Here is a 26095-nt window from a genome sequence, read left to right as displayed (position 1 = left end):
CTACAGCTGGCCATAGCGGCGCGCCAGCCAGCTCTTGAGCAGCTGGGCCGCCACCAGATAGGCGGCGACGATGGCCGGCAGCGCCAGCCAGTAGCCGGCCGGCGGCGCCACGAAGCCGAGCGCGCCGCCGAAGCCCGACAGCGGCAGCCACACGCCCAGCGCGCACACCGCCAGCGTGGTCGCCAGCAGCGGCGCACTGGGCTTGCTCTGCACGAAGGGGATCTTGCCGGTGCGCAGCACGTGCACCACCAGCGTTTGCGTCAGCAGCGATTCGAGGAACCAGCCGGACTGGAACAGCGCCGGCTGCCGGGAGGCGTCGAACAGATACCACAGCGCGCCGAAGGTGAGGTAGTCGAACAGCGAGCTGAGCGGGCCGAGCAGCAGCATGCTGCGCCAGATATTACCGATGTCCCAGCGGCGCGGCCGGCGCAGATAGCCGGCGTCGACATGGTCGCTAGCCAGCGCCGTCTGCGAGACGTCGTACAGCAGGTTGTTGAGCAGGATCTGCACCGGCGCCATCGGCAGGAAGGGCAGCAGCACGCTGGCGCCGAGCACGCTGAGCATATTGCCGAAGTTGGAGCTGGCGCTCATGCGCAGGTATTTGCTGATGTTGCCGAACACCTTGCGGCCTTCGATCACGCCGTCCTTGAGCGCCATCAGGCTCTTTTGCAGCAGGATGATGTCGGCCGATTCCTTGGCGATGTCGACCGCGCTGTCGACCGAGACGCCGACGTCGGCCGCCTTCAGCGCGGCGCCGTCGTTGATGCCGTCGCCCAGGTAGCCGACCACATGGCCGCGGCTTTGCAGCGCGCGGATCACGCGCGCCTTTTGCTGCGGCGCCATCTTGGCGAACACCGACACGCTTTCCACCCGCAGCGCCAGCGCGGCGTCGTCGAGGGTGTCGATCTCGCCGCCCAGCATGACTTGCCGCACCGGCAGGCCGACGTGGCGGCAGACGCTGCGGGTGACCGCCTCGTTGTCGCCGGTCAGCACCTTGACCGCGACGCCGTAGTGGTGCAGCGCGCGCAGGGCCTCGGCCGCGCTGTCCTTGGGCGGGTCGAGGAAGGCGATGTAGCCGAGCAGCAGCAGGCCGGCTTCGGCGCTGTTGTCGAGCGCCTGTTCGCCGGCCGCCAGTTCGCGGCAGGCCACGGCGATCACCCGGAAGCCGTCCTGGTTGAGCTCCTCCACCACCCGGCCCAGCGCGGCGCCGTGGTGGTCTTGCAGGGCGACCACGCCGGCGCCGGTCTCGGCGCGGTCGCACACGGCCAGCACTTCCTCCACCGCGCCCTTGCAGATCAGCACGCGGCTGCCGTCGCGCCGTTCGACCACCACCGACATGCGGCGCCGCTGGAAGTCGAACGGCAGCTCGTCGATCTTGCGGAAGGCGTGGTCGGCGTCGAGATGCTCGTGCACCTCGACGTAGTTGAGCACGGCCACGTCGAGCAGGTTCTTCAGGCCGGTCTGGTAGTAGCTGTTCAGGTAGGCGTATTCGGTGACCTTGGCCGAGTCGCGGCCTTCGATGTCGACGTGGCGCTCCAGGATCACGCGGTCCTGGGTCAGCGTGCCGGTCTTGTCGGTGCACAGCACGTCCATCGCGCCGAAGTTCTGGATCGCGTTCAGGCGCTTGACGATCACCTGCTTGCCGGACATGGCCAGCGCGCCCTTGGCCAGGTTGATGGTGACGATCATCGGCAGCATTTCCGGCGCCAGGCCGACCGCCACCGCCACGCCGAACAGCAGCGCCTCCAGCCAGTCGCCCTTGCTGTAGCCGTTGAGCACGAACACCAGCGGCATCATGACCAGCATCACCCGCAGCATCAGCCAGACGAACTGGTTGACGCCGCGGTCAAAGCTGGTCAGCTGGCGCGCACCGGCCAGCTCGGCGGCGATCTGGCCGAAGCAGGTGCGCTCTCCGGTGGCCAGCACCAGCGCGGCGGCGCTGCCGCTGACCACGGTGCTGCCCATGTAGGCGAGATTGCCCAGCTCCAGCGCGGGCACGCCGGCCGCCGCCAGCGCCTGCGCGTGCTTTTCGACCGGCAGCGCTTCGCCGGTCAGCGCCGACTGGCTGATGAACAGGTCGCGGCTGGACAGGATGCGCACGTCGGCCGGCACCAGCGCGCCGGCCGACAGCTGGACGATGTCGCCCGGCACCAGCGCCGCCAGCGGCACCTCGGCAGGCTTGCCGTCGCGCAGCACGCTGGCGGTGGTGGCGACCAGGGAGCGCAGGCGCTCGGCCGCCAGGTCGGAGCGGTGCTCCTGGACAAAGGCCAGCAGCGAGGACAGCACCACCATGATGGCGATCACCACCGCGCCCCAGGCCTGGCCGGTGAGGAAATTGACCAGGGCCAGGGCCAGCAGCAACAGCGACAGCGGGCTGGCCAGCAGCGTCAGCAAGCGCAGCGCGGCGTTGCCGCGGGCCTGGTGGGCGACCGCGTTCGGCCCGTTCTGCTGCAGGCGCAGGCGGGCTTCCGGCGTCGACAGGCCGGCGGCGCGGCTGCCGAGCAGGCCCGGCACGGCGCCGGCGTCGGCCGCCGCGTAGCGCTGGAGGGCGGCTTGTTGTTGTGCGCTTGCGCTGGCTTTCAAGGGGACGCTGGACATGGCGGCGGCGTCAATCGCGCTTGCCGCGCCGCGGGCGCTGCTCGTGCGCCTCCTGGCAGGGCAGGCAGTGCTGGGCGGCGGGCTGGACCCGCAAGCGCTCCGGCGCGATCGGCACGCCGCAGCCGACGCAGCGGCCATAGCTGCCGGCGGCCAGGCGCGCGCAGGCGGCGTCGAGGCTGCGCAGCGTGGCCAACTCGTCCGCCAGCCGCATCAGGTCGCAGTGCGGCAGCTGGCGGATCACGGCCGGGTCGTCCAGCGTCGCCTTGCCGTCGAGAAGGAGGGACGCCAGCGGCGGCGGCGCCGATGCCAGGCGCCGGCGCAGCTGGGCGGCCAGCTCGGCGTGCTGGCGCTGCAGGCGGGCGGCCAGCGCTTCCGGTTCGGGGGGGAGGGACGGATACATGGCCCCACTGTAAGGCCATGCCGGCGCGCCGTCTGTAGCCCCCGTTGATCCAGATCAAAATGCCCAAAAATACTGCGGCCGGGGCCCGCCAGCCCGGACGCCGGGGCGCGGCTTGCCGATCTGGCATTTTTTTTTGTATTCCGGAGCATTCAATCGTATGATTTGGGTCTGGATGCCGGATGGGCATCGTTTTACAGGAAGCGTCGTTGAAAAATCTCGGGATTGAGGGCTTGAGCCTGGAATGGCTGCTGGCGTCGGCCACCGACGCCATGCTGATCGTCGACCAGGCCGGCAACATCGTGCTGGCCAATCCGGCGCTGGAGAGCATGTTCGGCTACGGTGCCGGCGAGATGCTGGGGCTGGCGCTGGAGGCGCTGGTGCCGGCCCGCTTCCACGCCGCCCACGTCGGCCACCGGGCCGATTTTTTTGAGCAGCCGCGCGCGCGCGCGATGGGCGCGGGGGCCGAGCTGTTCGGACGCCACCGCGACGGCCACGAGTTCGGCGTCGAGGTCAGCCTGTCGCCGCTGCGCACCTCGCACGGCTTGCCGCTGGTGCTGGCCACGGTGCGCGACGTCACCGAACGCAAGCTGGCCCAGCAGGCGTTGCAGGAAAGCGAGGCGCGCATGCGCGCCATCTTCGAGACCGCCGTCGACGCCATCCTCACCATCGACGAGCAGGGCGTGCTGGAGCGGCTGAACCCGGCCGCCGAACGCCTGTTCGGCTACGCCGAGGCCGAAGTGGCGGGCCACAACGTCTCGATGCTGATGCCGCAGCCGCACCGCCAGCTGCACGACGGCTACCTGGCGCACTACCGCGACACCGGCGAGAAGCGCATCATCGGCAAGGGCCGCGAGGTGGAGGGCCTGCGCAAGGACGGCAGCGTGTTCCCGATGGAGCTGTCGGTGGTGGAGATGCAGCTGGGCGCGCGCCGCATGTTCACCGGCATGGTGCGCGACATTTCCGAACGCAAGCGGGCGGAGGAGCACAACCGCCGCCTGATGCAGGAAATTTCCAGCGCCAACGAGGAGTTGACCAACTTCGCCTACGTGGTGTCGCACGACCTGAAGGCGCCGCTGCGCGGCATCGGCTCGCTGGCCGACTGGCTGGCCACCGACTACGCCGAGCAGTTCAACGACGAGGGCAAGGAACACATGCGGCTGCTGATCAACCGGGTGCACCGGATGAGTAGCCTGATCGACGGCATCCTGCAATACTCGCGCGTGGGCCGGGTGCGCGAGGCGCAGCTGCCGGTCGACCTGAACCGGCTGCTGGTGGACGTGGTGGACCTGCTGGCGCCGCCGCCGCAGTTCCGCATCACGGTGGCGCCGGCGCTGCCGACGGTGCTGATCGAACCGACCCGCATCCAGCAAGTGTTCCACAACCTGATCTCCAACGCCATCAAGTACATGGACAAGCCCGACGGCGTGATCGACATCGGCTGCGAGGACGACGGCAGCCACTGGCGCTTCAGCGTGCGCGACAACGGCCCCGGCATCGAGACCCGCCATTTCGAGCGCATCTTCCAGCTGTTCCAGACGCTGGCCTCGCGCGACCGGGTCGAGAGCACCGGCGTCGGCCTGGCGCTGGCCAAGAAAATCGTTGAAATGTACCAGGGACGCATCTGGCTCGAATCGCAGATGGGGCAGGGCTGCACCTTCTGGTTCACGCTGCCCAAGTCCGCCGCCCATTTATCCAGAACAGGAAGCCTTGCATGAAAGTCAGTAACAAACCCATCCTGCTGGTCGAGGACGACCACGTCGACATCATGACCATCAAGCGCGCGCTGAAGGAAATCCATGTCGGCAACGCGGTGGTCAGCATGGAGCACGGCGAGGCGGGGCTGGCCTACCTGCGCGATCCGGCGCAGGAACGCCCCTGCATCATCCTGCTCGACCTGAACATGCCGGTCATGAACGGCATCGAGTTCCTGCAGCAGATCAAGCTCGACGCGTCGCTGCGGCGGATTCCGGTGGTGGTGCTGACCACGTCCGAGGAACAGCAGGACAAGGTGCGCAGCTTCGACCTGGGCGTGGCCGGCTACATGGCCAAGCCGGTCGACTATCGCCGCTTCGTCGAGATGATGCGCTCGATCGACCTGTACTGGACCATCAGCGAGATGCCGTGAGTACCCCTCTGCGCGTGCTGATCGTCGAGGACGACGCGGTCGACCGCATGGCCTGCCGGCGCGCCTTCGCGGCCGCCGCCGCAACCGACAGCGGCACCGCCTTCGAGCTGCTAGAGGCCGACAGCGGCGAGCTGGGCCTGGAACTGGCGCGCCGCCAGCGTCCCGACTGCATCCTGCTCGACTACCATCTGCCCGACCTGACCGGGCTGGAATTCCTGGCCCACCTGAACGAGGACGGCGCCGCGCAGGCCATCCCGGTGATGATGCTGACCGGCGCCGACAGCGCCGCCGTGGCGGCCGAGGCCATGCGGCGCGGCGCGCGCGACTACCTGGTCAAGGACGTCGACGGCTATTACCTGGAATTCCTGCCGGGCGCGATCCACCGCATGCTGCGCGAGCAGCAACTGCTGGACGACAAGCGCCAGGTCGAGGCGCAGTTCCGCACCCTGGTCGAGCAGATGCAGGCGATCAGCTACATCGCCGAGCTGGGCGGCAGCGGCGCGCTGCGCTACATCAGTCCGCAGATCGGCCTGCTGGGCTACAGCCCGGCGGAATGGCTGGCCGACGCCGCGCTGCACGGCCGCCTGATGGACCCGGCACAGCGCGCGGCGACGCTGGCGGCGCTGCAAGCGAGCCGCCGCGACGGCAGCCCGCTGCACCTGGAGTACCGCTTGCACGCGCGCGACGGCCGCGCGCTGTGGCTGCGCGACCAGGCCGAACTGGTGCGCGACGAGCAGGGCCAGCCGCTGTTCATGCAGGGCATCATGATCGACATCACGCAGACCAAGTTGGGCGAGCAGGCCTTGCTGGCGTCGCAGCAGGCGCTGCGCAGCCTGTCGGCGCACCAGGAGCAGATCAAGGAAAACGAGCGCAAGCGCATCGCCCAGGAAATCCACGACGAGCTGGGCGGCCTGCTGACCGGCATCAAGGCGTATATCGCGGTCAGCATCGAGCGCGCCGCGGCCGCCGCCGCGCCGGCCGAACCGCTGCTGGCCGAGGCGGCCGGGCTGGCCCAGGACGCGATCGACACGGTGCGCCGCGTGATCACCGACCTGCGGCCCAGCGTGCTGGACCAGTTGGGCGTGTGGGCCGCGCTGGAGTGGTATGCCGAACAGGTGGAACGCCGCTCGGGCCTGCATTGCCAGTGCACGGTGGTGGCCGCGGCGGCCGAGCTGGAGCTCGACGCCGGGCGCAGCACCATGCTGTTCCGCATCGCGCAGGAAGCCCTGACCAATGTGGTGCGGCACGCCGGCGCCAGCAACGCCGCGTTGCAGGTCGACTATGCCGACGGCTTGCTGGAACTGCGCATCAGCGACGACGGCCGGGGCATCGCGGCCGAACGCCTGCTCAACCGCGAGAGCTGGGGTATCCTCGGCATGCATGAACGCTGCCGTCACTTCGACGGCGAACTGAAAATAACCGGCCGGCCCGGCCAGGGCACGACCCTGCTGCTGCGCCTGCCATTGGACGATCACCATGAGTACTAATCCCATCCGCGTATTGCTGGTCGACGACCACGCGATCGCGCGCAACGGCGTGCGTTTGATGCTGAGCTCGGCCGACGATATCCGCGTCGACGGCGAGGCCTGCAACGCGCAGGAGGCGCTGCAGCTGGTGCTGGCGCAGGAGTTCGACGTGGCGCTGCTCGACATCACCATGCCCGGCAAGAACGGCCTGGAGCTGCTCAAGCAATTGCGCAGCGAGCGGCCCAAGCTGGCCGTGCTGATGCTGAGCACCTATTCGGAAGACATCTACGCGGTGCGCGCGCTCAAGCTGGGCGCGGCCGGCTACCTGATCAAGGACGCCCCGACCACCACGCTGGTGGCGGCGGTGCGCAAGGCCGCCTCGGGCGGCAAGCACGTCAGTCCGGCCTTGCTGGAGAAGCTGGCCAGCCTGATCGGCGGCGGCGGCAACGCCGGCCACGAGGCCCTGTCCAACCGCGAGCTGGAAGTGCTGAAGCTGATCGCGGCCGGCGAATCGCTGGTGCGCATCGGCGAAACCCTGCACCTCAGCCCCAATACAGTGACCACCTACCGTTCCCGCATCCTGGAAAAAATGGGCCTCGATAGCAATGCGGAACTGACCCGCTACGCCCTGGAACACGGGCTGATCTAGGCGTTGTAGGGGATCCCCTACAGGATTTTGTCGGCCGCCCCCTACACGACAGGGCCGCGAAGCCCGATGCGCAGCGCGCCCACCATCGTCGATACTGATCCCATACCGAATCCATCGCTACGATGCGACGGACAGCACAACAGGGAGCATGGACATGACGACGAATCTACAACTTGCCGCATCCGGCGGCACAGCGGGCGCAGGCCAGAGCAAGTGCGGGATGTGCGGGTTCAAGAACCTGTGCCTGCCGCAGGGCCTCAGCGACAGCGAGATCGGCCGGCTGGACAAGATCATCGGCCGCCGCCGCCGGGTCGAGCGCGACGAGAACCTGTGCCGCATGGAGCAGCCGTTCCACAGCCTGTACGCGGTGCGCTTCGGCCATTTCAAGACCTCGCGCGTCAACCACAGCGGCCAGCAGCAGATCACCGGCTTCCAGATGGCGGGTGAGCTGCTGGGCATGGACGCCATCGGCAGCGGCCAGCACGCTTGCGGCGTGGTGGCGCTGGAAGACAGCGAAGTGTGCGAGATTCCTTTCTCCCGCCTGCAGGAACTGTTTGCCGAAGTGCCGCAGCTGCTGCGCCACTTCCATCGCATCATGAGCCAGGAAATCATGCGCGAACAAAACGCCATGCTCTTCCTCGGGAATATGCGCGCCGAACAGCGCTTCGCCACCTTCCTGCTGAATCTGTCGACCCGCTACGCGGCGCGCGGCTATTCGCCCAGCAGCTTCCAGCTGCGCATGTCGCGCGAAGACATCGGCGACTACCTGGGCCTGACCATCGAAAGCATCAGCCGCCTGTTGTCGCGCTTCCGCGCCAGCGGCTGGATCGCGGTCGACAAGCGCGAACTGCGCATCCTCGACCACGCCAAGCTGGAGTCGCTGGCCACCGGCATCGCGCAGGTTGCCGCGCCGGCCGCCGCGCCGGCGCGTTCCGGCGCCATCTACATGCAGGCGGCCAACGCCTAGTACCGGCCGGCCGCCGTTGCAGGGCGGCTGTCGCCGTGCTGCTCGGCCTCGGCCTGGCAGTCGCGGCACATCACGGCTTCCGGCTGCGCCAGCAGCCGCGCTTCCCCGATCGCTTCCCCGCAATGCGCGCACAGGCCGTAGACGCCCTCGCGCAGGCGGGCCAGCGCCTCGTCGACCGTGCGCAACTCCGCCAGTTCATGGTTGAGCAGCGCGATGTCGGTGTCGCTCAGCTGGCAGGCCTCGGCCCGGTCGAGGTCGACGGCGTAGTTGTTGAACAGCGCCATTTCCTGCTGCTCGTGGTTTTGATGCAGGCGCTGGCGCAGCTGGCTTGCAAGCTGCTCGCGCCGCTGTTGCAGGCGCTCGCCCAGGATGTGCAGGGTGGCGGGGAAGAGGGGACTCATGGTGGGCTCCGTTGGGTTGGGGTGTAGTCTCAATGTGCCATCAGGACCGGCAACGTCATGCCGCGCAGGACGCTGCGGGTGGCCCCGCCCAGCATCCATTCGCGCACGCGCCAGTGGCCGTAGCCGCCCATGGCCAGCATGTCGGCGCCCACCTCGGACGCCATCTCCAGCAGCGCCGCGCCGGCCTGCCGTCCGCCGTCCAGCTCGCTCACCGTGACGCGCACGTCATGCCGGGCCAGATAGCGGGCCATCTCGACGCCAGGCAGCTCGGCCTGACGACCGTGGCTGTGTGGCGCCGGGCTGACCGCCAGCGTGACACGGGCCGCGCGCCGCAGCTGCGGCAGGGCGGCCGTCAAGGCGCGGATGGCCGCCACGCTGCCGTCCCAACCCACCAGCACATGTTCTCCGACCCGCTCGAACTGGCCGTTGTGGGGCACGATCAGCAGCGCGCGGGCGCACTGGAACATGACGTCCTGCGGCAACCGGTTCAGCAGCGCGTGCGGATCGCCGTCGGGATCGCCCTGGCCCAGTACCAGCAGGTCGGCATAGGGGCTTTGCAGGATCAGGCCGTCGTCCGCCGCGTCGTCGACCAGGCGGGTCTCGAAGGACGGCAAGCCCATGCGGCTGGCGCAATCGGCGAACTGGGTCAGGGCGGCGTCGGCGCGGGTGCGCAGCAGGCGCAGGTCGAAGGGGAAGGGCGCGCCGATGGGGGCGATCGAACCGTCGGGCAAGGCGTGGCGCGACAGGCCGGTCATGGCGGCGCCGATCAGATGGGCGTCGTGCGCCAGGGACAGCTGCGCCGCCAGCCGGATGCGTTGCGCCGCCTGCGGCGAGCCGTCGGCGTGCACGAGTATGGTTTTGTAGGACATGCGGCCTCCGTGATCGATGCAACAGAAAGGGCGGCGCCGGTATTGAGGCGCTTCAATGGGAACCATCGTAAAGAGTCGCTTCGCAAATTTGATTGATCCACATCAAGCGCGCGACGAACTGGCGGGTGTGGGCTTGAATGTCGCAGCTTTTTGAGGTGGATCAAGCCGGACGGATGACGTCATCCCCGTGTGCGCTTACAGTTTGGTGATGGACGCCCGGCGGCCCGGCCTGGGTGGATGGCGCCGTTTCTTACCGACAGGAGTACCTCCCGATGAAGCTGTTCACGTGCCGGTCGCTGGCGGCGCTGGGCCTGGCGGCACTGGCCGCTTGTGCGCAGTTGCGGCCGGTCAGCCTGCCGCCGGCCGGTCCGCTGTTCCAGCCGCCGCCGGCCTGGTCGTCCGCGCAGCCGGCTGGGGCGGCTGCCGATCTGGCCGGCTGGTGGCGCCGCTTCAACGATCCGCTGCTGGAGCAGCTGGTGGCGCGCGCGCTGCAAGCGAACACCAGCATCGCGCAGGCGCAAGCCGCGCTGCAGCAGGCGCGTGCCGCGCGCGACGCCTCGGCGGCGGCGCTGGCGGCCACGGTGAGCGGCAGCGGCCAGGCGCAGCGCAGCAAGCTCGATGGAACGGCCGTCGCCAACTCCTACAATCTCGGTGTCGAGGGGCGTTGGGAGCCGGACGTATTCGGCGCCAACGCGCACGCGCTGGCGGCCAGCGCGGCCGCGCTGCGGGCCAGTGCCGCCAGCCTGGCGGCCGCGCGGGTGGCGGTGGCCGCCGAGGCGGCGCGCAGCTACATCGAGCTGCGCGGGGTGCAGGTCAGGCTGGCGATCGCGCGCGACAACCTGGCCAGCCAGCAAAGCACGCTCGACATCACCAACTGGCGCGTCCAGGCCGGGCTGCTGACGTCGCTGGAGCAGCAGCAAGCCATCACCGCCGCCGCGCAGGCCGCGGCCCAGTTGCCGCTGCTCGAGACCAGCGCGGCGCAGCTGCGGCACGCGCTGGCCGTGCTGTGCGGCCAGGCGCCGGCCGCGCTCGACGCCGCGCTGGCGCCGGCGGCGGCCATCCCGGACGGCGGTGCGCGCCTGGCCCTGAGCCTGCCGGCCGCCACGCTGCGCCAGCGCGCCGACGTGCGCGCGGCCGAGTTCCAGCTGGAGGCGGCCCGCGCGCGCGTGGGCCAGGCCGACGCCGCGCGCTACCCGGTGTTCCGGCTCGACGGTACGCTGGGATTGAGCGGCATGGGCCTGGGCGCCAGCGGCGGCGCCCTGCTGCGCAGCCTGCTGGGCGCGGTGACCGGCAATCTGCTCGACGGCGGTGCCAGCCAGGCGCAGCTGGCATCGCAGCGCGGCGCGCTGGCGCAGGCGCAGGCCATCCATCTGGCCACCTTGCTGGGCGCCCTGCAGGAAGTGGAGGACGCGCTCTCGGCGCTGGCCGGCGACCGCGCGCGCCTGGAGCATTTGCGGCTGGCAGCCGGCGCCGCCGACAGCGCGGCCCTGCTGGCGCGGCAGCGCTATGCCAGCGGACTGATCGATTATCAAACGGTGCTGGAAACCCAGCGCGCGCTGTACACATCGCAGGACGGCGTGGCCGCCACCAGCGCGGCGCTGGGCGGCGATCTGGTGCGGCTGTACCAGGCCCTGGGCGGCGGCTGGCAGCCCGACGGCGACCTTGCAAGCTCTCCGGGAGGAACACCATGAACCGAGCTTCGGAACCAGCGGCCGCGCCCGAGCCGTTGCGGGAGATCGCCGAACCGGCGCCGCGCCGCTGGTGGCGCCGCGCTTCCTTGTGGGGCGCGCTGCTGGCGCTGCTGCTTGCCGGCGCTGGGCTGTACGCATGGCAGTTACAGCGTCAGGCGGCGCGCGCGCCGGGCTACGTGACCACGCCGGTGCGGCGCGGCAGCGTCACGCTCAGCGTCACCGCCAACGGCACCTTGCAGCCCACGCGCGCGGTCAACATCGGCAGCGAGCTGTCGGGCACCGTGGCGCGGGTGCTGGTCGACGTCAACGACCAGGTGCGCGCCGGCCAGGTGCTGGTGCAGCTGGACACGGCCAAGCTGCAAGACCAGATCGTGCGTTCGCGCGCCGCGCTGGCCGCCGCCCAGGCCGAGCTGGCGCAGAGCCAGGCCAGCCAGGCCGAGGCGCGCAGCGCGCTGGGCCGGCTGGAGGAGGTGGCGCGCCTGTCCGGCGGCAAAGTGCCGTCGCGCGCGGAACTGGACGCCGGCCGGGCCACGCTGGCCAGGGCCGAGGCCGCCATGCTGAGCGCCGCCGCCAGCGTGCAGAGCGCCCGGGCCGCGCTGTCGACCGACAGCACCAACCTGGCGCACGCCTCGATCCGCTCACCGATCGACGGCGTGGTGCTGAGCCGCAGCGTCGAACCCGGCAACGCGGTGGCGGCCTCCTTGCAGGCCGTGACCCTGTTCACGCTGGCCGAGGACTTGCGCCATCTGCGCCTGCTGGTCAATATCGACGAGGCCGACGTCGGCGCCGTGCGGGTGGGGCAGCCGGCCACGTTCACCGTCAGCGCCTATGCCGAGCGCAGCTATCCGGCGGTGGTCACGCGCGTCTCGTATGGCTCGACCATCACCGAGAACGTGGTCACCTACGTCGCCTACCTGGAGGTCGACAACGCCGACCTGAGCCTGCGTCCCGGCATGACGGCCACCGCCGTGATCCGCGCCGCCCAGCACGACGACGTGCTGCTGGTGCCGAACAGCGCCTTGCGCTTCACGCCGAACGAGGCCGGCGCGGCGGCGTCGGCCGGGCTGGTGTCGCGCCTGATGCCGCGCCTGCCGGGGCGCGGGCCGCGCCAGGCCGGCATGGCGCAGGCGGCGCGGCGCACGCTGTGGGTGTTGCGCGATGGCCGGGCGCAGGAGCAAAGCGTGGTGCTGGGCATCAGCGATGGCCGCTACACGGAGGTGAGCGGCGCCGGCCTGCGGCCGGGCACGCCGGTCATCACCGACCAGCGCGCGGCGGCGCCATGAGCGAGGCCGCGCCGCTGATACGACTGCGCGATGTGTGCAAGCGCTACGGCGACGGCGCCGCCGCGCTGACGGCGCTGGACCGGGTCAGCCTGGATATCGCGCAGGGCGAGTTCGTCGCCATCATGGGGCCCAGCGGCTCCGGCAAGTCGACCGCGATGAATATCCTCGGCTGCCTCGATACGCCCAGCGCCGGCCGCTACCTGTTCCACCAGGTCGACGTCGGCGCCGCCAGCCGCGACCAGCGCGCGCGCCTGCGCCGGCGCTACCTGGGTTTTGTGTTCCAGGGCTTCAACCTGCTGGCGCGCACCTCGGCGCAGGAAAACGTGGAACTGCCGTTGCTGTACCGCGGCGAGGGCGCGGCCCGGCGCCGCGTGCTGGCCCAACAGGCGCTGGCCGCCGTCGGCCTGGGCGGCTGGGAGGGGCATACGCCGTCCGAGCTGTCGGGCGGCCAGCAGCAGCGGGTGGCGATCGCGCGCGCCATCGTCAGCGCGCCTGCGCTGCTGCTGGCCGACGAGCCGACCGGCAACCTGGACAGTCAGCGCAGCCGCGAGATCATGGAGTTGCTGGTGCGCCTGAACCGCGAGCAGGGCATCACCGTGGTGATGGTGACGCACGAGCCCGACATGGCGCTGTATGCGCAACGCATCGTGCGCTTCCGCGACGGCCGCATCGAGAGCGACGAACCCAACCCGCAGCCGGTGGCGGACATGGCGGTGCGCTAATGCTGCTCAACACCATCCTGCTGGCGCTGCGCTCGATCCGGCGCAACCTGCTGCGTTCCTTCCTCACCATGCTGGGCATCGTGATCGGCGTCGGCGCGGTGATCGCCATGGTCACGCTGGGCAACGGCGCGACCCAGGCGGTGCACGACCAGATCGCCAGCCTGGGCAGCAATCTGTTGATGGTGCGCACCGGCCAGCGGCTGGGGCCGGGGCAGGGCGGCGGCGGCGCGCCGGCCTTCAAGGAAGCCGACGCCGACGCCATCGCCAGCCAGCTGGGCGGCGTCCGCGCGGTGGCGGCCGAGGCGCGCAGCGGCGCCACCGTGGTGGCCAACGGCCGCAACTGGACCACCACCGTCACCGGCGGCAGCGCCGACTGGATGACCGCCGCCAACTGGACGCTGAGCGCCGGCCGTCCCTTCGACGAGGGCGAGCAGCGCGCCGGCAGCGCCGTATGCATGCTGGGCGCGACGGTGGCGCGCTCCCTGTTCGGCAGCCGCGAGGCGCTGGGCGAGCGGCTGCGCATCAAGCAGTTTTCCTGCGTGGTCGTGGGGCTGCTGGCCGCCAAGGGCCAGGGGGCGATGGGCAACGACCAGGACGATATCGTGCTGCTGCCGCTGCACACCCTGCAGCGCCGCGTGACCGGCAACCAGCGGGTCAACACGCTGCTGATCTCGATGCAGGAAGGCAGCGATGCCAGGGCGCTGCAGGCGCGGCTGACGCAGCTGCTGCGCGAGCGGCGCAAGCTGGGCGCGGCCGACGAGGACAATTTCAATGTGCTCGATACGCGCCAGCTGGCCGACACCATGTCCGGCACCACCCGGGTGATGACGACGCTGCTGGCGGCGGTGGCGGCGGTGAGCCTGCTGGTGGGCGGCATTGGCATCATGAACATCATGCTGGTCAGCGTCACCGAGCGCACCCGCGAGATCGGCCTGCGGCTGGCGATCGGCGCGCTGGAGCGCGACGTGCTGCTGCAATTCCTGATCGAGGCGATGGTGCTGGCCGCGCTGGGCGGGCTGGCCGGCGTGCTGCTGGCGGCGGTGGCCACGGCTTTGCTGGCCGCCGCCTTGCAGCTGCCGTACCTGTTCAACCCGGGCGTGAACCTGCTGTCGTTCGTGTTCTCGGCCGGGATCGGCGTGGTGTTCGGCTACGTGCCGGCGCGCCGCGCGGCGCGCATGGACCCGATCGAGGCGCTGCGCCACGAATAGCGGCGCTTACAAGGGCAGCGCCGTCTCGTACTTCACTTCGCGCAGCGCCACGCTGGTGTTGACCTGCGATACGCCGTTCAGCTTGACCAGCACGTTGTGCAAAAAGTCGTGGTAGGCGTCCATGTCGGCCACGATCACCTTGACCATGTAGTCCGAACTGCCGGTGGTTTCGTAGCACTCCACCACTTCCGGCCGCAGGCGCATCGCCGCCTCGAACTGCTCGACCACGCCTTCCGCATGCCGCAGCAGCGAAATGTGCAGCAGGCACACCACGGACAGCCCCAGCTTGCGCCGATCCACCAGCGCGGTGTAGCGGACGATGTAGCCGTTGTCCTCCAACTCCTTTTGGCGGCGCCAGCACGGGCTGGCCGACATGCCGATCTTCTCCGCCAGCTCGTTGGACGAGATCCTGCCGTTTTTCTGCAATTCGGCGAGGATTTTCAGCGAGGCGGGATCTATAGACACGTTTTTCATCATTTTGCTCGTTTTGGGAAAGATTTTTGCCATTTTAGCGCTCCCCGGCGATGAGATAGAAATAATTTTTCGCCTATGGGGACATATCCTTTCTCATCAAAAAAATATAGACGAGACAATGAACACCATGACCCTCCCCGTGCCATTCCTGGCCGATCCCCACTATGCGCTGGACGACAACCTGACCCGCGCCGAAGGCCGCGTGTTCCTGACCGGCACCCAGGCGCTGGTGCGCCTGCTGTGCATGCAAAAGCTCAGCGACGAGGCGCGGCAACTCAACACCGCCGGTTTCGTCAGCGGCTACCGCGGTTCGCCGCTGGGCGCCGTGGACCAGGAACTGTGGCGCGCCAAGGACCTGCTGCAGGGCCACCACATCGAATTCCTGCCGGCGATTAACGAAGAACTGGGCGCGACCGCCGTCATGGGTTCGCAGCAGGTCGAGGCCGACCCCACGCGCAAGGTCGACGGCGTGTTCGCCATGTGGTACGGCAAAGGGCCGGGCGTGGACCGCGCCGGCGACGCGCTCAAACATGGCCACATCTACGGCTCGTCGCCGACCGGCGGCGTGCTGGTGATCCTGGGCGACGACCACGGCTGCGTGTCGTCGTCGATGCCGCACCAGAGCGAGCAGGCGCTGATCGCCTGGAGCATGCCGGTGATTAATCCGGCCAATATTCAGGAGTACATGGAATTCGGCCTGTACGGCTGGGCCATGTCGCGCTATTCGGGCGCGTGGAGCGGCTTCAAGGCGATCTCGGAAACGGTGGAGGGCGGCGCGGTGGTCGAGCTGCCGCCGCTGCCGCAGTACGTCACGCCGACCGACTACGTGGCGCCGGCCGACGGCCTGCACAACCGCTGGCCGGACCTGCCAGGCCTGGCGCTGGAGCAGCGCGCCGCCGCCAAGCTGGAAGCGGTGCAGGCCTTCGCCCGCGCCAATTCCATCGACCGCCTGGTGGTGCCGGCGCCGCGCGCCACTATCGGCATCATCAGCGCCGGCAAGGCCTACCTCGATCTGCTGGAGGCGCTGGAGCGCATGGAGCTGCCTTTGGCGCGGCTGGAGCAACTGGGCGTGCGTCTGTACAAGCCGGGCCTGACCTATCCGCTGGAGCGCACCCGCCTGTCGGCGTTCGCGGCCGGCTTGAGCGAGATCCTGGTGGTGGAAGAGAAGGGCGCCGTCATCGAACAGCAGGTCAAGAACCTGTTCTACAACCTGCCTTCGGAGCAGCGCCCCATTGTCATCGGCAAGACCGACCGCGACGGCCACGAGCTGCTGTCGGCGCTGGGCGAGCTGCGGCCGTCGCGCATCGCGCCGGCGCTGGTGCGCTGGCTGGCGCCGAAGTTCGCGCAGCTGGACCTGGCGCGCATGCTGCCCGAGTTCTGCGCCGCCGAGCTGTTGTCGAATGGCGCCGACGGCGTCAAGCGTACGCCGTACTTCTGCTCCGGCTGCCCGCACAACACCTCCACCCGCGTGCCGGAAGGCAGCCGCGCGCTGGCCGGCATCGGCTGCCACTTCATGGCGACGTGGATGAAGCGCGACACCAATTACCTGGCGCAGATGGGCGGCGAGGGCGTCGCCTGGGTCGGCTCCTCGCGCTTCGTCGGCGAGCCGCACGTGTTCCAGAACCTGGGCGACGGCACCTACTACCATTCGGGATCGCTGGCGATACGGCAGGCGATTGCGGCCCGCACCAACATCACCTACAAGATCCTCTACAACGACGCGGTGGCGATGACCGGCGGGCAGCCGGTGGACGGTAGCCTGTCGGTGCCGCAGATCGTGCAGCAGGTCTGCAGCGAAGGCGCGAAGAAGGTCGTGGTGGTGACCGACGCGCCGGAAAACTACCAGGGCGTGACCCTGCCGGAAGGCGTGACCGTGCACCACCGCAGCGAGCTCGATGCGATGCAGCGCATGCTGCGCGAGATCGCCGGCGTGACGGTGCTGGTGTACGACCAGACCTGCGCCGCCGAGAAGCGCCGCCGCCGCAAGAAGAACAAGCCGGACAAGGTGGTCTTCCCCGACCCGGCGCGCCGCATGGTGGTCAATCCGGCCGTGTGCGAAGGCTGCGGCGATTGCGGCGTGCAGTCGAACTGCCTGTCCATCCTGCCGCTGGAGACGGAACTGGGCCGCAAGCGCCAGATCGAGCAATCGTCCTGCAACAAGGACTACTCCTGCGTCGAAGGCTTCTGCCCGAGCTTCGTCTCGGTGCTGGGCGGCGCGCTGCGCAAACCGGAAAGCGTGAAGCTGTCGTTGGCCGACCTGGAACGGGCGCTGGCCGCCTATCCAACGCCGCCGCGCCATGCGCTGGCCAAGCCGTTCGAGCTTTTGGTGGCCGGTGTCGGCGGCACCGGCATCGTCACGGTCGGCGCCCTGATCTCGATGGCGGCCCACCTGGAAGGCAAGGGCGCTTCGACGCTGGACTTCATGGGGTTTGCGCAGAAGGGCGGCGCGGTGCTGTCGCATGTGCGGGTGGCGTCGTCGCCGTCGCGCCTGAACCAGGTGCGCATCGATCTGCGCCAGGCCGACGCGGTGTTCGCCTGCGACCTGGTGGTGGCCGCCATGCCGGACAGCCTGTCCGTGATGCGCGAAGGTCACACCAGGGTGGTGGCCAATGAGCGCGAAATCCCGACCGCCGATTTCACCCGCGAGCGCGACGCCTCGATCAACAAGGCCGGCCTGCTGGAAAAACTGGCCGCATCGGCCGGCGCGGCCAATGTGCTGCAACTCGATGCGCAGGAAACCGCGCAGCGCTTCCTCGGCGATCCGATCGGCGGCAATATCCTGCTGATGGGCTTTGCCTGGCAACTGGGGCTGGTGCCGGTGGGCCTGGAGGCGCTGATGCGGGCGATAGAACTGAACGCCGTCGCCATCGACATGAACAAGCGCGCCTTCACGCTGGGCCGCCTGGCCGCCGCCGACCGCGCCGCGCTGGACCGCCTGGTGCAGCCGTCGCAGCAGGTGATCCAGTTCGCCGCGCCGAAGTCGCTGGCCGATACCGTGGCCTTCCGCGTCGACTGGCTGACCAGCTACCAGAACGCCGCCTACGCGCGCCAGTACGCGGACGCGGTGGCCGCCGTCGAGCAGCGCGAGATCGCGCTCGAAGGCAGCGGCTCGCGCAGGCAGCTGAGCAAGGCCGTGGCGCGCAATCTGTTCAAGGTCATGGCCTACAAGGACGAGTACGAAGTGGCGCGGCTGCATGCCGATCCGGCCTTCCGCGCGCAGATCGCCGCGCAGTTCGACGGCGACTACAAGCTGGCCTTCCATCTGGCGCCGCCGCTGCTGGCGCGCCGCAAGCCGGGTTCCGACGTGCCGGTCAAGATGCGCCTCGGCGGCTGGATGATGCCGGCCTTCGGCGTGCTGGCCAGGTTCAAATCGCTGCGCGGCACGCCGCTCGACGTCTTCGGCTACACGCAGGAGCGCAAGCGCGAACGCGCGCTGCGTGACCGCTATCTGGCGTTCACCGCCGAACTGGCGGCCAGCCTGAAGGCCGACAACAAGGAGGCCGCGCTGAAGCTGGCGCAGTTGCCGGACCAGGTGCGCGGCTACGGCCACGTGAAGCTGGCGGCGCTGGATAAGGCGGACGCGCAGTGGACCGAGCTGACGGCCCGCTTCCGCGCCGCCCGCGTGGTGGAGTTGAAGCGGCAGGCCTGAGCAGTTCAATGTAGCGTTTGGCGTGTGTTGCCGTACATACCGATGCGGGCCGATCGGCGATGCTGGCGTCATCCATATCGACGGAATCCACCATGCCACGCTCCAGAACAGGCGGCCGCGCCGACCCTGCCACCGACTACGAAGGCTACGTGCGCGTGCGGGGCGCGCGCGAACACAATCTGAAAAACGTCGACGTCGACCTGCCCCGCAATGCGCTGGTGGTGTTCACCGGCGTGTCGGGATCGGGCAAGTCGTCGCTGGCGTTTGGCACCCTGTATGCGGAAGCCCAGCGGCGCTATCTGGAATCGGTCTCGCCGTACGCGCGGCGTTTGTTCCACCAGATGCCGGTGCCCGAGGTCGACGCCATCGACGGCCTGCCGCCGGCGGTGGCGTTGCAGCAGCAGCGCGGTACGCCCACCACCCGCTCCTCGGTCGGCAGCGTCACCACCTTGTCCAACTCACTGCGCATGCTGTATTCGCGCGCCGGCGACTATCCGGCCGGCCAGCCCTTGCTGTACGCCGAATCGTTTTCGCCCAATACGCCACAGGGCGCGTGCCCACAGTGTCATGGTCTGGGCCGTATCTATGAGGCCACCGAACGCTCGATGGTGCCGGACGACAGCCTGACCATCCGCGAGCGGGCGGTGGCGGCCTGGCCGACCGCGTGGCACGGCCAGAACCTGCGCGATATCCTGGTCACGCTGGGCCACGATGTCGACACGCCATGGCGCGAGTTGCCGAAGAAAACGCGGGAGTGGATACTGTTCACCGACGAGCAGCCGACGGTGCCGGTCTACGCCGGGCTGACGCCGGCCGAGGCGCGGCGCGCCCACAAGCGCAGGGAAACGCCCAGCTACCAGGGCACGTTCACGGGCGCGCGCAAGTACCTGCTGCAGACCTTCGCCGGCACCGAGAGCGCGCTGATGAAAAAGCGCGTGGCCCAGTACCTGGTCGGCATGGATTGTCCGCTATGCCAGGGCAAGCGCCTGCGGGCGGAGGCGCTGGCGGTGCGCTTTGCCGGCCACGATATCACCGAGATCGGTCGCCTGTCGCTGCAGCGGCTGGCGCAACTGCTGCAACCCTATGCCGACGGCAAGGGCGGCGCCCGCAGGGATGCGAAGCGCCATCCGGAAAAGGCCATCGTCACGCAGCGCATCGCCGCCGATCTGCTGGCGCGGCTGGCGGTGCTGCTCGACCTGGGGCTGGGCTACCTGAGCCTGGAGCGCGGCACGCCGACGCTGTCGCCGGGGGAGTTGCAGCGGCTGCGGCTGGCCACGCAGGTGCGTTCCAGCCTGTTCGGCGTGGTGTATGTGCTCGACGAGCCGTCCGCCGGCCTGCATCCGGCCGATACCGAAGCGCTGTTGCGGGCGCTGGACCGCCTGAAGGCGGCCGGCAACTCGCTGTTCGTGGTCGAGCATGCGCTGGAGGTGATCCGCCATGCCGACTGGATCGTCGACGTCGGCCCCGGTGCGGGCCAGCACGGCGGCCAGGTGCTGTACAGCGGCGCGCCGGACGGACTGGCGGCGGTGGCGCAGTCGCGCACGGCGCACTATCTGTTCGGCAGGGCGCCCGTGGCGGAGCTGCCGGTGCGCGCGCCGAGCGGCTGGTTGCGCTTGCGCGGCGTGGTGCGTAACAATCTGGCCGGGCTGGACGCCGACTTTCCGCTGGGGGTGCTGAGCAGCGTGAGCGGCGTCTCCGGTTCCGGCAAGTCTAGCCTGGTCAGCCAGGCCTTGGTGCAGCTGGTGCAGGCGCGACTGGGCCACGAGCCCGCGCGTGAGCCGGCCGATGCGCCCGACGATGTGCTGGCGCACGCCGAACCGGGCGCGCTGCAGGGGCGGGTGGCGGACGGCATGGTGGGCATCAAGCGGCTGGTGCAGGTCGACCAGAAACCGATAGGCCGCACGCCGCGCTCGAACCTGGCCACTTACACCGGCCTGTTCGACCACGTCCGCAAGCTGTTCGCCGCCACCCGCTCGGCGCGTGCGCGGCACTACGACGCCGGCCGCTTTTCCTTCAACGTCGCCAAGGGCCGCTGCGCGCATTGTTCCGGCGAGGGCTTTGTCATGGTGGAGCTGCTGTTCCTGCCCAGCGTGTACACGCCTTGTCCCGAGTGCGGCGGCACGCGCTACAACCCGCAAACGCTGGCGGTGCGCTACCGCGACCACAATATCGCCGATGTATTGGCGCTGACCGTGGACGCGGCCCGGGAATTCTTCGACGACGTGCCGGCGCTGCGGCATGCGCTGGAGGTGCTGCGCGCGGTGGGCCTGGGCTACCTGCGTATCGGGCAGCCCGCCACCGAGTTGTCCGGCGGCGAGGCGCAGCGCATCAAGCTGGCGACCGAACTGCAGCGGGCCAGCCGCGGCGACACGCTGTATGTGTTGGACGAGCCGACCACCGGCCTGCATCCGGCCGATATCGACCTGCTGTTGCAACAGCTGCGGGGGCTGGTCGCGTCGGGCAACACGGTGATCGTGGTGGAACACAACGTGCAAGTGCTGGCCGCCAGCGACTGGGTGGTGGACGTCGGGCCGGGGGCGGGCGACGAAGGCGGCCGCATCGTCGCCGCCGGCACGCCGTCCGCGGTGGCCGCATGCGCGGATAGCCGCACCGCGCCCTATCTGGCGCGCGCCCTGGCGCAGGCGGCGCGCCACTGAAGCGGCAGCCCTGGTCAGTTCTTGGCCGGATCGTAGGACAATACGACCTTGTAGCCTTCCGGCGCGATCGAGGTATCGAAGGGATAGCTGGCGTAGTTCTGCTGGTCGACCAGTCCGAGGTTGATCAGGATGGTGTGCGGCAGATTCTTGCTGCGTCCCTCCAGCAGATTGACGGCGGCGTTGATCGCCACCCGCGCCTGGCTCACGCCCTTGGTGTCGGCGGCGGCGTAGATGTCGCCGCTGCGGATCAGGCGGGCGATTTCGTCGGTCAGGTCGTAGGCCACCACGCGCAGCTTGCCGTTCAAGCCGGCCGCCTTGACCGGTTGCACCGCGGCCGGCGCGCAGCCGGTGCAGCCGAGCAGGTAATCGAGCTTGGCGCCGTGCTTGGCCAGCATCTGCGTGGCCAGCTGCGTCTGCACCTTGCGGTCGCTGTCGCCGTAGCGGATGTCGATGATGTTGACCGCTATCTTGGCTTCCGCCGCGGCGATGCGCGTGCCGTCGACCTCTCCCTTGACCCAGCCCGCGCCCATCGGCCCGGGCAGCAGGCCGATGTTGACCGACTTCAGGCCGCGCTGCTGGGCGTCGCGCACCATCCAGCGGGTCGCTTCCATGCCCATGGCGCGCAGCGAGGTGGTGACCTTGATCGCCAGGTCGTCGCTGCGGCTGTCGTTGGCCAGTTCGAACACCGGTATGCCGGCGGCGCGCGCCTTGGCGATCGAGTTGTTATTGGCCGTCATGCCGATCGGGGAGATGACGATGGCGTCGTACTTGGCCGCGATGGCGGCGTCCATCTGCTGCAACTGGCCTTTCAGGTCGTCGTAGCCGGTGGCGGGCAGGATGTCGACGGCGACGCCCAGCCGGTGCGCTTCGCTGATGACGCCATAGCTGCACCCGGCCCAATACGGGTCTTTCAGGTGCGGGAACAGGAAGGCGATGCGCCATTGCTTGCTGGCCTTGGAAGTCATCGCATAACTGCCGGGCACCACGCGGCCGCTGGCCAGCGCGTCGTCGGCCGTGCCGTTGGCTTGCAGCGGGCGGAAAATCGACACCACCGGCACCGGCGCGAATTTGGCCGCCGGCGCCGCCGGCGCGCCAACGACGGCCGGCGCCATGCACACCCCCAGCGCACCCAGGCAGGCCAATGTTCGTAAGCGAGGATTGAAGAAACTGAGCATGCGGTGTTTTTCTTCCGTATCGGCGAATGTGACTCGGTGGCTTGTTTAGTACAATTCTAACCGCATCGGCAGGGCGGCGGGGGATATGACAATTGTCATCTCAAAGTTGTGTCATTTGCTTCTGGCCGGCCAGCCGGCATCGCGGCACACTGTCGTCATACCAACCCGGAGACCTCAATGAACCCTGTACTTTCGAAGATGCTGTTTGCCTGTGGCCTCGGCCTGTCCATCCCGGCGCTGGCCGATACCTGGCTGATACGCGACGCCCGCGTGTTCGACGGTGAGCAGATGCACGCCAAGCGCTCGGTGCTGGTCAAGGACGACAAGATCGTCGATGCCGACTTTCGCGGCGGCGCGCCGGCCGGCGCCCGCATCGTCGACGGCGCCGGCCGCACGCTGCTGCCCGGCCTGATCGACGCCCACGTCCATTCCTACCGCTTCTTCGAGCTGCCGCTGATGTTCGGCGTGACCACGCAGATCGACATGTTCACCGGCGTCGCCACGATGCAGGACATGAGCGCCAAAATGCGCAGCAACGACAACCGCGGCCAGGCCGACATGTACTCGGCCGGAACCCTGGTCACCGCTCCGGGCGGCCATGGCACCGAATACGGCATGGCGATACCGACGCTGACCCGGCCCGAGGATGCCCAGGCCTTCGTCGACGCCCGCATCGCCGAGGGCTCGTATTTCATCAAGATCGTGATGGAGCCTGGCCGTCCCGGCCACTCCATGAAGACGCTGGACCTGCCGACCGTGAAGGCGGTGATCGATGCGGCGCACGCGCGCGGCAAGCTGGCGGTGGTCCACGTCAGCAACCTGGCCGACGCCCGCGCCGCGCTGGAAGCGGGCGCCGACGGCCTGGCCCACCTGTTCAACGGCGAACGCCTGGGCGACGCGGAGCTGGCCGGCTTCGTCAAGCTGGTGCAGCAGAAGCGCGCCTTCGTCATCCCGACCATGAGCGTGTTGGAGAGCATCGCCGGCATGCGCGAGGACGACGTGATGGGCGACGCCGGCCTGGCCGCCTTGCTCACCAAGGAGCAGGTCGCGCCGCTGAAAGTGACCTACGGCCAGCAGATCAATGCCGTGCTGATGGCGGCGCCGAACCAGGTGGTGGCGGCGCTGAACAAGGCGGGCGCGCCGCTGCTGGCCGGCACCGACGCCGGCAACTCCGGCACCCAGTACGGCATCAGCGTGCTGCACGAACTGCGCTCGCTGGTGCAGGCCGGCCTGACGCCGCAGCAGGCGCTGGCCGCCGCCACCTCGGCGCCGGCGCGCGCCTTCAAGCTGACCGACCGCGGCCGCATCGCCAAGGGCTACAAGGCCAACCTGCTGCTGGTGCAGGGCGACGCCGGCAGCGACATCGGCGCGCTGCACCACATCGTCGAAGTGTGGAAGGACGGCGACGCCGTCAGCCCGCTGCGCAAGGCCCAGCTGGAGAAGGTGGCGCAGGAGCTGGCGCCGCGCACCCAGCCGCCGCTGGCGCTGCCGGCCGGTGGCCGCATCAGCCAGTTCTCGGCCGAGAAACTGGCCAGCCCGATCGGCATCGGCTGGGTGCCGTCCACCGACCAATTCGCCGGTGGCAAATCCAGCGTCGAGCTGAAGGTGCAGGACGCCGGCGCGGACGGCCAGCGTCCGCTGGCGGTGAACGCGAAAGTGCAGCCCGGCTTTGCCTACCCGTGGGCCGGACTGGCCTTCATGCCCGGCACGCAGATGATGCAGCCGGCCGACCTGCGCGGCGCCAAGGTGCTGCGCTTCCGCGTCAAGGGCGACGGCCAGCGCTACAATGTCGGCGTCCTGTCGAGCGGCATACAGATTCCGGTCAACCAGGCCTTCGAGACCTCGGGCGAATGGAAAGAGGTGGCGCTGCCGTTCGACGGCTTCAAGGGCATAGACTTTGGCGCGGTGACCATGATAGCGTTCAACGCCGGGCCGAAGTTGGGCGAGTACCAGTTCCAGATCGCCGATGTGCGCCTGGTGAACGAGTAACAAGCGAAGGACGGACGTGGGGATACTACACAGTTTGAAGAACACGCTGGGCCGGCCGTGGGTGCCGCCGGCCATGGGCAAGGGACCGTATCTGTGGGCGTGGTCGCTGCTGTTCATCGTGTGGAAGTATGCCTACGTCGGTCCCAGCCCGGCGGAGCTGGTGTGGCTGGTGCTGACGGTGCTGGTGTTCTTCCCCGTGTATTTCGCCAGCTTCTGGCGCCGCAATCTGCAGGTGGTGCCGCTGCTGCTGTTCGTGGTGTTGTTGGGCGTGCTGTGGGCGCCGCACAATTCCGGCGCCAGCACGTTTTTCATCTTCGCCAGCGCCATGTGCTCGCGCTTCGAGCGCCGCGGCCACGCCTACATCGGCATAGCACTGGTGCTGCTGTGCGCTTGCCTGATGACGCCTTACGTCAGTTTGAAGATCAATTTCCTGGTGCCGGTGCTGGTGGTCGGCGCGCCGGTCGGATTCGCCAGCATCATGGAGGAGAACACGCGGCGCTCGCGCGACCAGCTGCTGCGCAAGCAGGAGGAGGTGGCGCACATGGCCCGCATCGCCGAACGCGAACGCATCTCGCGCGACCTGCACGACCTGCTGGGCCATACGCTGTCGATGATCACGCTGAAGGCGGAACTGGCGGGCAAGCTGCTGGAACGCGACCCGCAAGCCTGCCGCAATGAGATCCGCGATATCGAGCAGACCGCGCGCCAGGCCCTGAGCGAGGTGCGCTCGGCGGTGACAGGCATCCGCCAGACCGGCTTCGCGCACGAACTGGCGACGGCGCGCGCCAGCCTGGCGGCGGCCAATGTCGGTTTCACCGAGCAGGTGCAGCCGTTCGTGCTGCCGGCCGCGCTGGAGAATGTGCTGTCGCTGGCGCTGCGCGAGGCGGTGACCAACATCCTGCGCCACGCCGGCGCCTCCCATTGCGAGGTGCGGATGGCGCTGGAGTCGGGCATGGTGGTGCTGCGGGTGCGCGACAACGGCCGCGCGCTGGAAGGCGGCGCCATCGTGCACGGCTCGGGCCTGAGCGGCATGAAGGAGCGCGTGGCGGCGCTGGGCGGACGGCTGGCGCTGCGCGCCGACCGCGGCCTGGCGCTGGAATTGAGTTTGCCGATGGGAGCGGGCGCATGACGATGATTAAAGTGGTGATCGCCGAAGACCAGGCGCTGGTGCTGGGCGCGCTGGCGGCGCTGTTGAAACTCGAGGGCGACCTCGATGTGGTGGGCAAGGCCGCCAACGGGCAGGAGGCGCTGGCGCTGTGCCTGGCGCTGCGGCCGGACATCGTGCTGACCGATATCGAGATGCCGCTGATGACCGGGCTGGAGCTGGCCGCCGCGCTGGCCGGCCACAACCTGCCGACGCGGGTGATGATCGTCACCACCTTCGCCCGCAGCGGCTATCTGCGCCGGGCGCTGGGCGCCGGCGTGCGCGGCTACCTGCTCAAGGATGCGCCGGCCGAGACGCTGGCGGCGGCGATCCGCACCGTGCATGCGGGCGGCCGCGCCATCGCGCCCGAGCTGGCGCTGGAGAGCTGGAGCGGCCGGGAAGACCCGCTCAACGAGCGCGAACGGCAGGTGCTGCGGCTGGCGGGCGAGGGCCGCAGCAGCGGCGACATCGCGCGCCAGATCCATCTGTCCGAAGGCACGGTGCGCAATTACCTGTCGGACGCGATCAGCAAGCTTGACGCCGGCAACCGGGTCGAAGCGTTCCGCCTGGCCCGCGACGCCGGCTGGCTGTAATAGAATAGCGCGACTTTTCCCACCTTCGGAGTTCC

20 protein-coding genes are annotated in these 26095 nt (G+C 69.2%); 14 read left to right on the top strand and 6 right to left on the bottom strand.

Going from position 1 to position 26095, the window contains the following annotated elements; all coding sequences use genetic code 11:
* Both mgtA and RUGAMON1_RS19815 read right to left on the bottom strand, forming a co-directional pair.
* A complete protein-coding gene (mgtA, locus tag RUGAMON1_RS19820; protein ID WP_445232144.1) occupies nt 1-2598 on the bottom strand; it encodes a magnesium-translocating P-type ATPase in 2598 nt (865 codons plus the stop codon).
* A gap of 10 nt (nt 2599-2608) precedes the next feature.
* Complete coding sequence (locus RUGAMON1_RS19815; RefSeq protein ID WP_445232143.1) at nt 2609-2998, bottom strand: TraR/DksA family transcriptional regulator; 390 nt, start codon at nt 2996-2998, stop codon at nt 2609-2611.
* 179 nt (nt 2999-3177) lie between these two features.
* Between RUGAMON1_RS19815 and RUGAMON1_RS19810 the strand changes: the two genes are divergently transcribed.
* The 5 genes from RUGAMON1_RS19810 (at nt 3178) to fnr (ending at nt 8205) form a co-directional block, all read left to right on the top strand.
* A complete protein-coding gene (locus tag RUGAMON1_RS19810; RefSeq protein ID WP_445232142.1) occupies nt 3178-4713 on the top strand; it encodes a sensor histidine kinase in 1536 nt (511 codons plus the stop codon).
* Entirely contained in the window at nt 4710-5123 is a 414-nt protein-coding gene (locus tag RUGAMON1_RS19805) for a response regulator (RefSeq protein WP_445232141.1), read from the top strand. The genes RUGAMON1_RS19810 and RUGAMON1_RS19805 overlap by 4 nt, the downstream gene beginning before the upstream one ends.
* Nucleotides 5120-6610: a response regulator gene (locus tag RUGAMON1_RS19800; RefSeq protein ID WP_445232140.1), complete on the top strand. Its 1491-nt coding sequence runs from the start codon at nt 5120-5122 to the stop codon at nt 6608-6610. Before RUGAMON1_RS19805 ends, RUGAMON1_RS19800 begins: the two co-directional genes overlap by 4 nt.
* Nucleotides 6600-7238, top strand: a complete 639-nt coding sequence (locus tag RUGAMON1_RS19795; protein WP_116991030.1) for a response regulator — start codon at nt 6600-6602, stop codon at nt 7236-7238. Before RUGAMON1_RS19800 ends, RUGAMON1_RS19795 begins: the two co-directional genes overlap by 11 nt.
* Nucleotides 7239-7392: 154 nt before the next feature.
* A complete protein-coding gene (fnr, locus tag RUGAMON1_RS19790; RefSeq protein WP_445232139.1) occupies nt 7393-8205 on the top strand; it encodes a fumarate/nitrate reduction transcriptional regulator Fnr in 813 nt (270 codons plus the stop codon).
* On the opposite strand, the gene RUGAMON1_RS19785 is transcribed toward fnr, so the two are convergent.
* Nucleotides 8202-8606, bottom strand: coding sequence for a TraR/DksA family transcriptional regulator (locus RUGAMON1_RS19785; protein ID WP_445232138.1), 405 nt, complete (start codon nt 8604-8606; stop codon nt 8202-8204). The two genes, fnr and RUGAMON1_RS19785, sit on opposite strands and share 4 nt — an antisense overlap.
* A 29-nt stretch (nt 8607-8635) precedes the next feature.
* The gene (locus RUGAMON1_RS19780; protein ID WP_445232137.1) at nt 8636-9475 is read right to left on the bottom strand and encodes a universal stress protein; all 840 of its coding nucleotides are present in this window, start codon (nt 9473-9475) and stop codon (nt 8636-8638) included.
* Nucleotides 9476-9747: 272 nt separating this feature from the next.
* On the opposite strand from RUGAMON1_RS19780, the gene RUGAMON1_RS19775 reads away from it, so the two are divergent.
* The 4 genes from RUGAMON1_RS19775 to RUGAMON1_RS19760 are packed head-to-tail and all read left to right on the top strand — an operon-like array spanning nt 9748 to nt 14379.
* Nucleotides 9748-11166 (top strand): efflux transporter outer membrane subunit, encoded by a 1419-nt coding sequence (locus RUGAMON1_RS19775; RefSeq protein WP_445232136.1) that lies wholly within the window; start codon nt 9748-9750, stop codon nt 11164-11166.
* Nucleotides 11163-12449: an efflux RND transporter periplasmic adaptor subunit gene (locus RUGAMON1_RS19770; RefSeq protein ID WP_445232135.1), complete on the top strand. Its 1287-nt coding sequence runs from the start codon at nt 11163-11165 to the stop codon at nt 12447-12449. The genes RUGAMON1_RS19775 and RUGAMON1_RS19770 overlap by 4 nt, the downstream gene beginning before the upstream one ends.
* Nucleotides 12446-13171, top strand: a complete 726-nt coding sequence (locus tag RUGAMON1_RS19765) for an ABC transporter ATP-binding protein (protein ID WP_445232134.1) — start codon at nt 12446-12448, stop codon at nt 13169-13171. The genes RUGAMON1_RS19770 and RUGAMON1_RS19765 overlap by 4 nt, the downstream gene beginning before the upstream one ends.
* Nucleotides 13171-14379, top strand: coding sequence for an ABC transporter permease (locus RUGAMON1_RS19760; RefSeq protein WP_445232133.1), 1209 nt, complete (start codon nt 13171-13173; stop codon nt 14377-14379). The genes RUGAMON1_RS19765 and RUGAMON1_RS19760 overlap by 1 nt, the downstream gene beginning before the upstream one ends.
* A 6-nt stretch (nt 14380-14385) precedes the next feature.
* Here RUGAMON1_RS19760 and RUGAMON1_RS19755 read toward each other — a convergent pair whose 3' ends face one another.
* Entirely contained in the window at nt 14386-14853 is a 468-nt protein-coding gene (locus RUGAMON1_RS19755) for an Lrp/AsnC family transcriptional regulator (protein WP_116991027.1), read from the bottom strand.
* Nucleotides 14854-14971: 118 nt separating this feature from the next.
* On the opposite strand from RUGAMON1_RS19755, the gene RUGAMON1_RS19750 reads away from it, so the two are divergent.
* Together RUGAMON1_RS19750 and RUGAMON1_RS19745 are read left to right on the top strand one after the other, a co-directional pair.
* Nucleotides 14972-18502 carry an indolepyruvate ferredoxin oxidoreductase family protein gene (locus RUGAMON1_RS19750; protein ID WP_445232132.1) on the top strand — a complete coding sequence of 1177 codons (3531 nt, stop codon included), beginning with the start codon at nt 14972-14974 and terminating at the stop codon, nt 18500-18502.
* A 92-nt stretch (nt 18503-18594) separates the two neighbouring features.
* Nucleotides 18595-21159, top strand: coding sequence for an excinuclease ABC subunit UvrA (locus RUGAMON1_RS19745; protein ID WP_445232131.1), 2565 nt, complete (start codon nt 18595-18597; stop codon nt 21157-21159).
* Nucleotides 21160-21173: 14 nt separating this feature from the next.
* Here RUGAMON1_RS19745 and torT read toward each other — a convergent pair whose 3' ends face one another.
* Entirely contained in the window at nt 21174-22334 is a 1161-nt protein-coding gene (gene torT / locus RUGAMON1_RS19740; protein ID WP_445232130.1) for a TMAO reductase system periplasmic protein TorT, read from the bottom strand.
* Nucleotides 22335-22511: 177 nt separating this feature from the next.
* On the opposite strand from torT, the gene RUGAMON1_RS19735 reads away from it, so the two are divergent.
* The 3 genes from RUGAMON1_RS19735 to RUGAMON1_RS19725 are packed head-to-tail and all read left to right on the top strand — an operon-like array spanning nt 22512 to nt 26060.
* A complete protein-coding gene (locus RUGAMON1_RS19735) occupies nt 22512-24323 on the top strand; it encodes a CIA30 family protein (RefSeq protein ID WP_445232129.1) in 1812 nt (603 codons plus the stop codon).
* Nucleotides 24324-24339: 16 nt separating this feature from the next.
* Nucleotides 24340-25452, top strand: a complete 1113-nt coding sequence (locus RUGAMON1_RS19730) for a sensor histidine kinase (protein WP_445232128.1) — start codon at nt 24340-24342, stop codon at nt 25450-25452.
* Nucleotides 25449-26060: a response regulator gene (locus RUGAMON1_RS19725; protein WP_445232127.1), complete on the top strand. Its 612-nt coding sequence runs from the start codon at nt 25449-25451 to the stop codon at nt 26058-26060. Before RUGAMON1_RS19730 ends, RUGAMON1_RS19725 begins: the two co-directional genes overlap by 4 nt.
* Nucleotides 26061-26095: the final 35 nt, after the last annotated feature.

Source organism: Duganella rhizosphaerae, assembly GCF_040364205.1.
In the GTDB taxonomy this organism is placed as follows: domain Bacteria; phylum Pseudomonadota; class Gammaproteobacteria; order Burkholderiales; family Burkholderiaceae_D; genus Rugamonas; species Rugamonas rhizosphaerae.
This window is presented reverse-complemented; position numbering and strand designations above follow the sequence as displayed.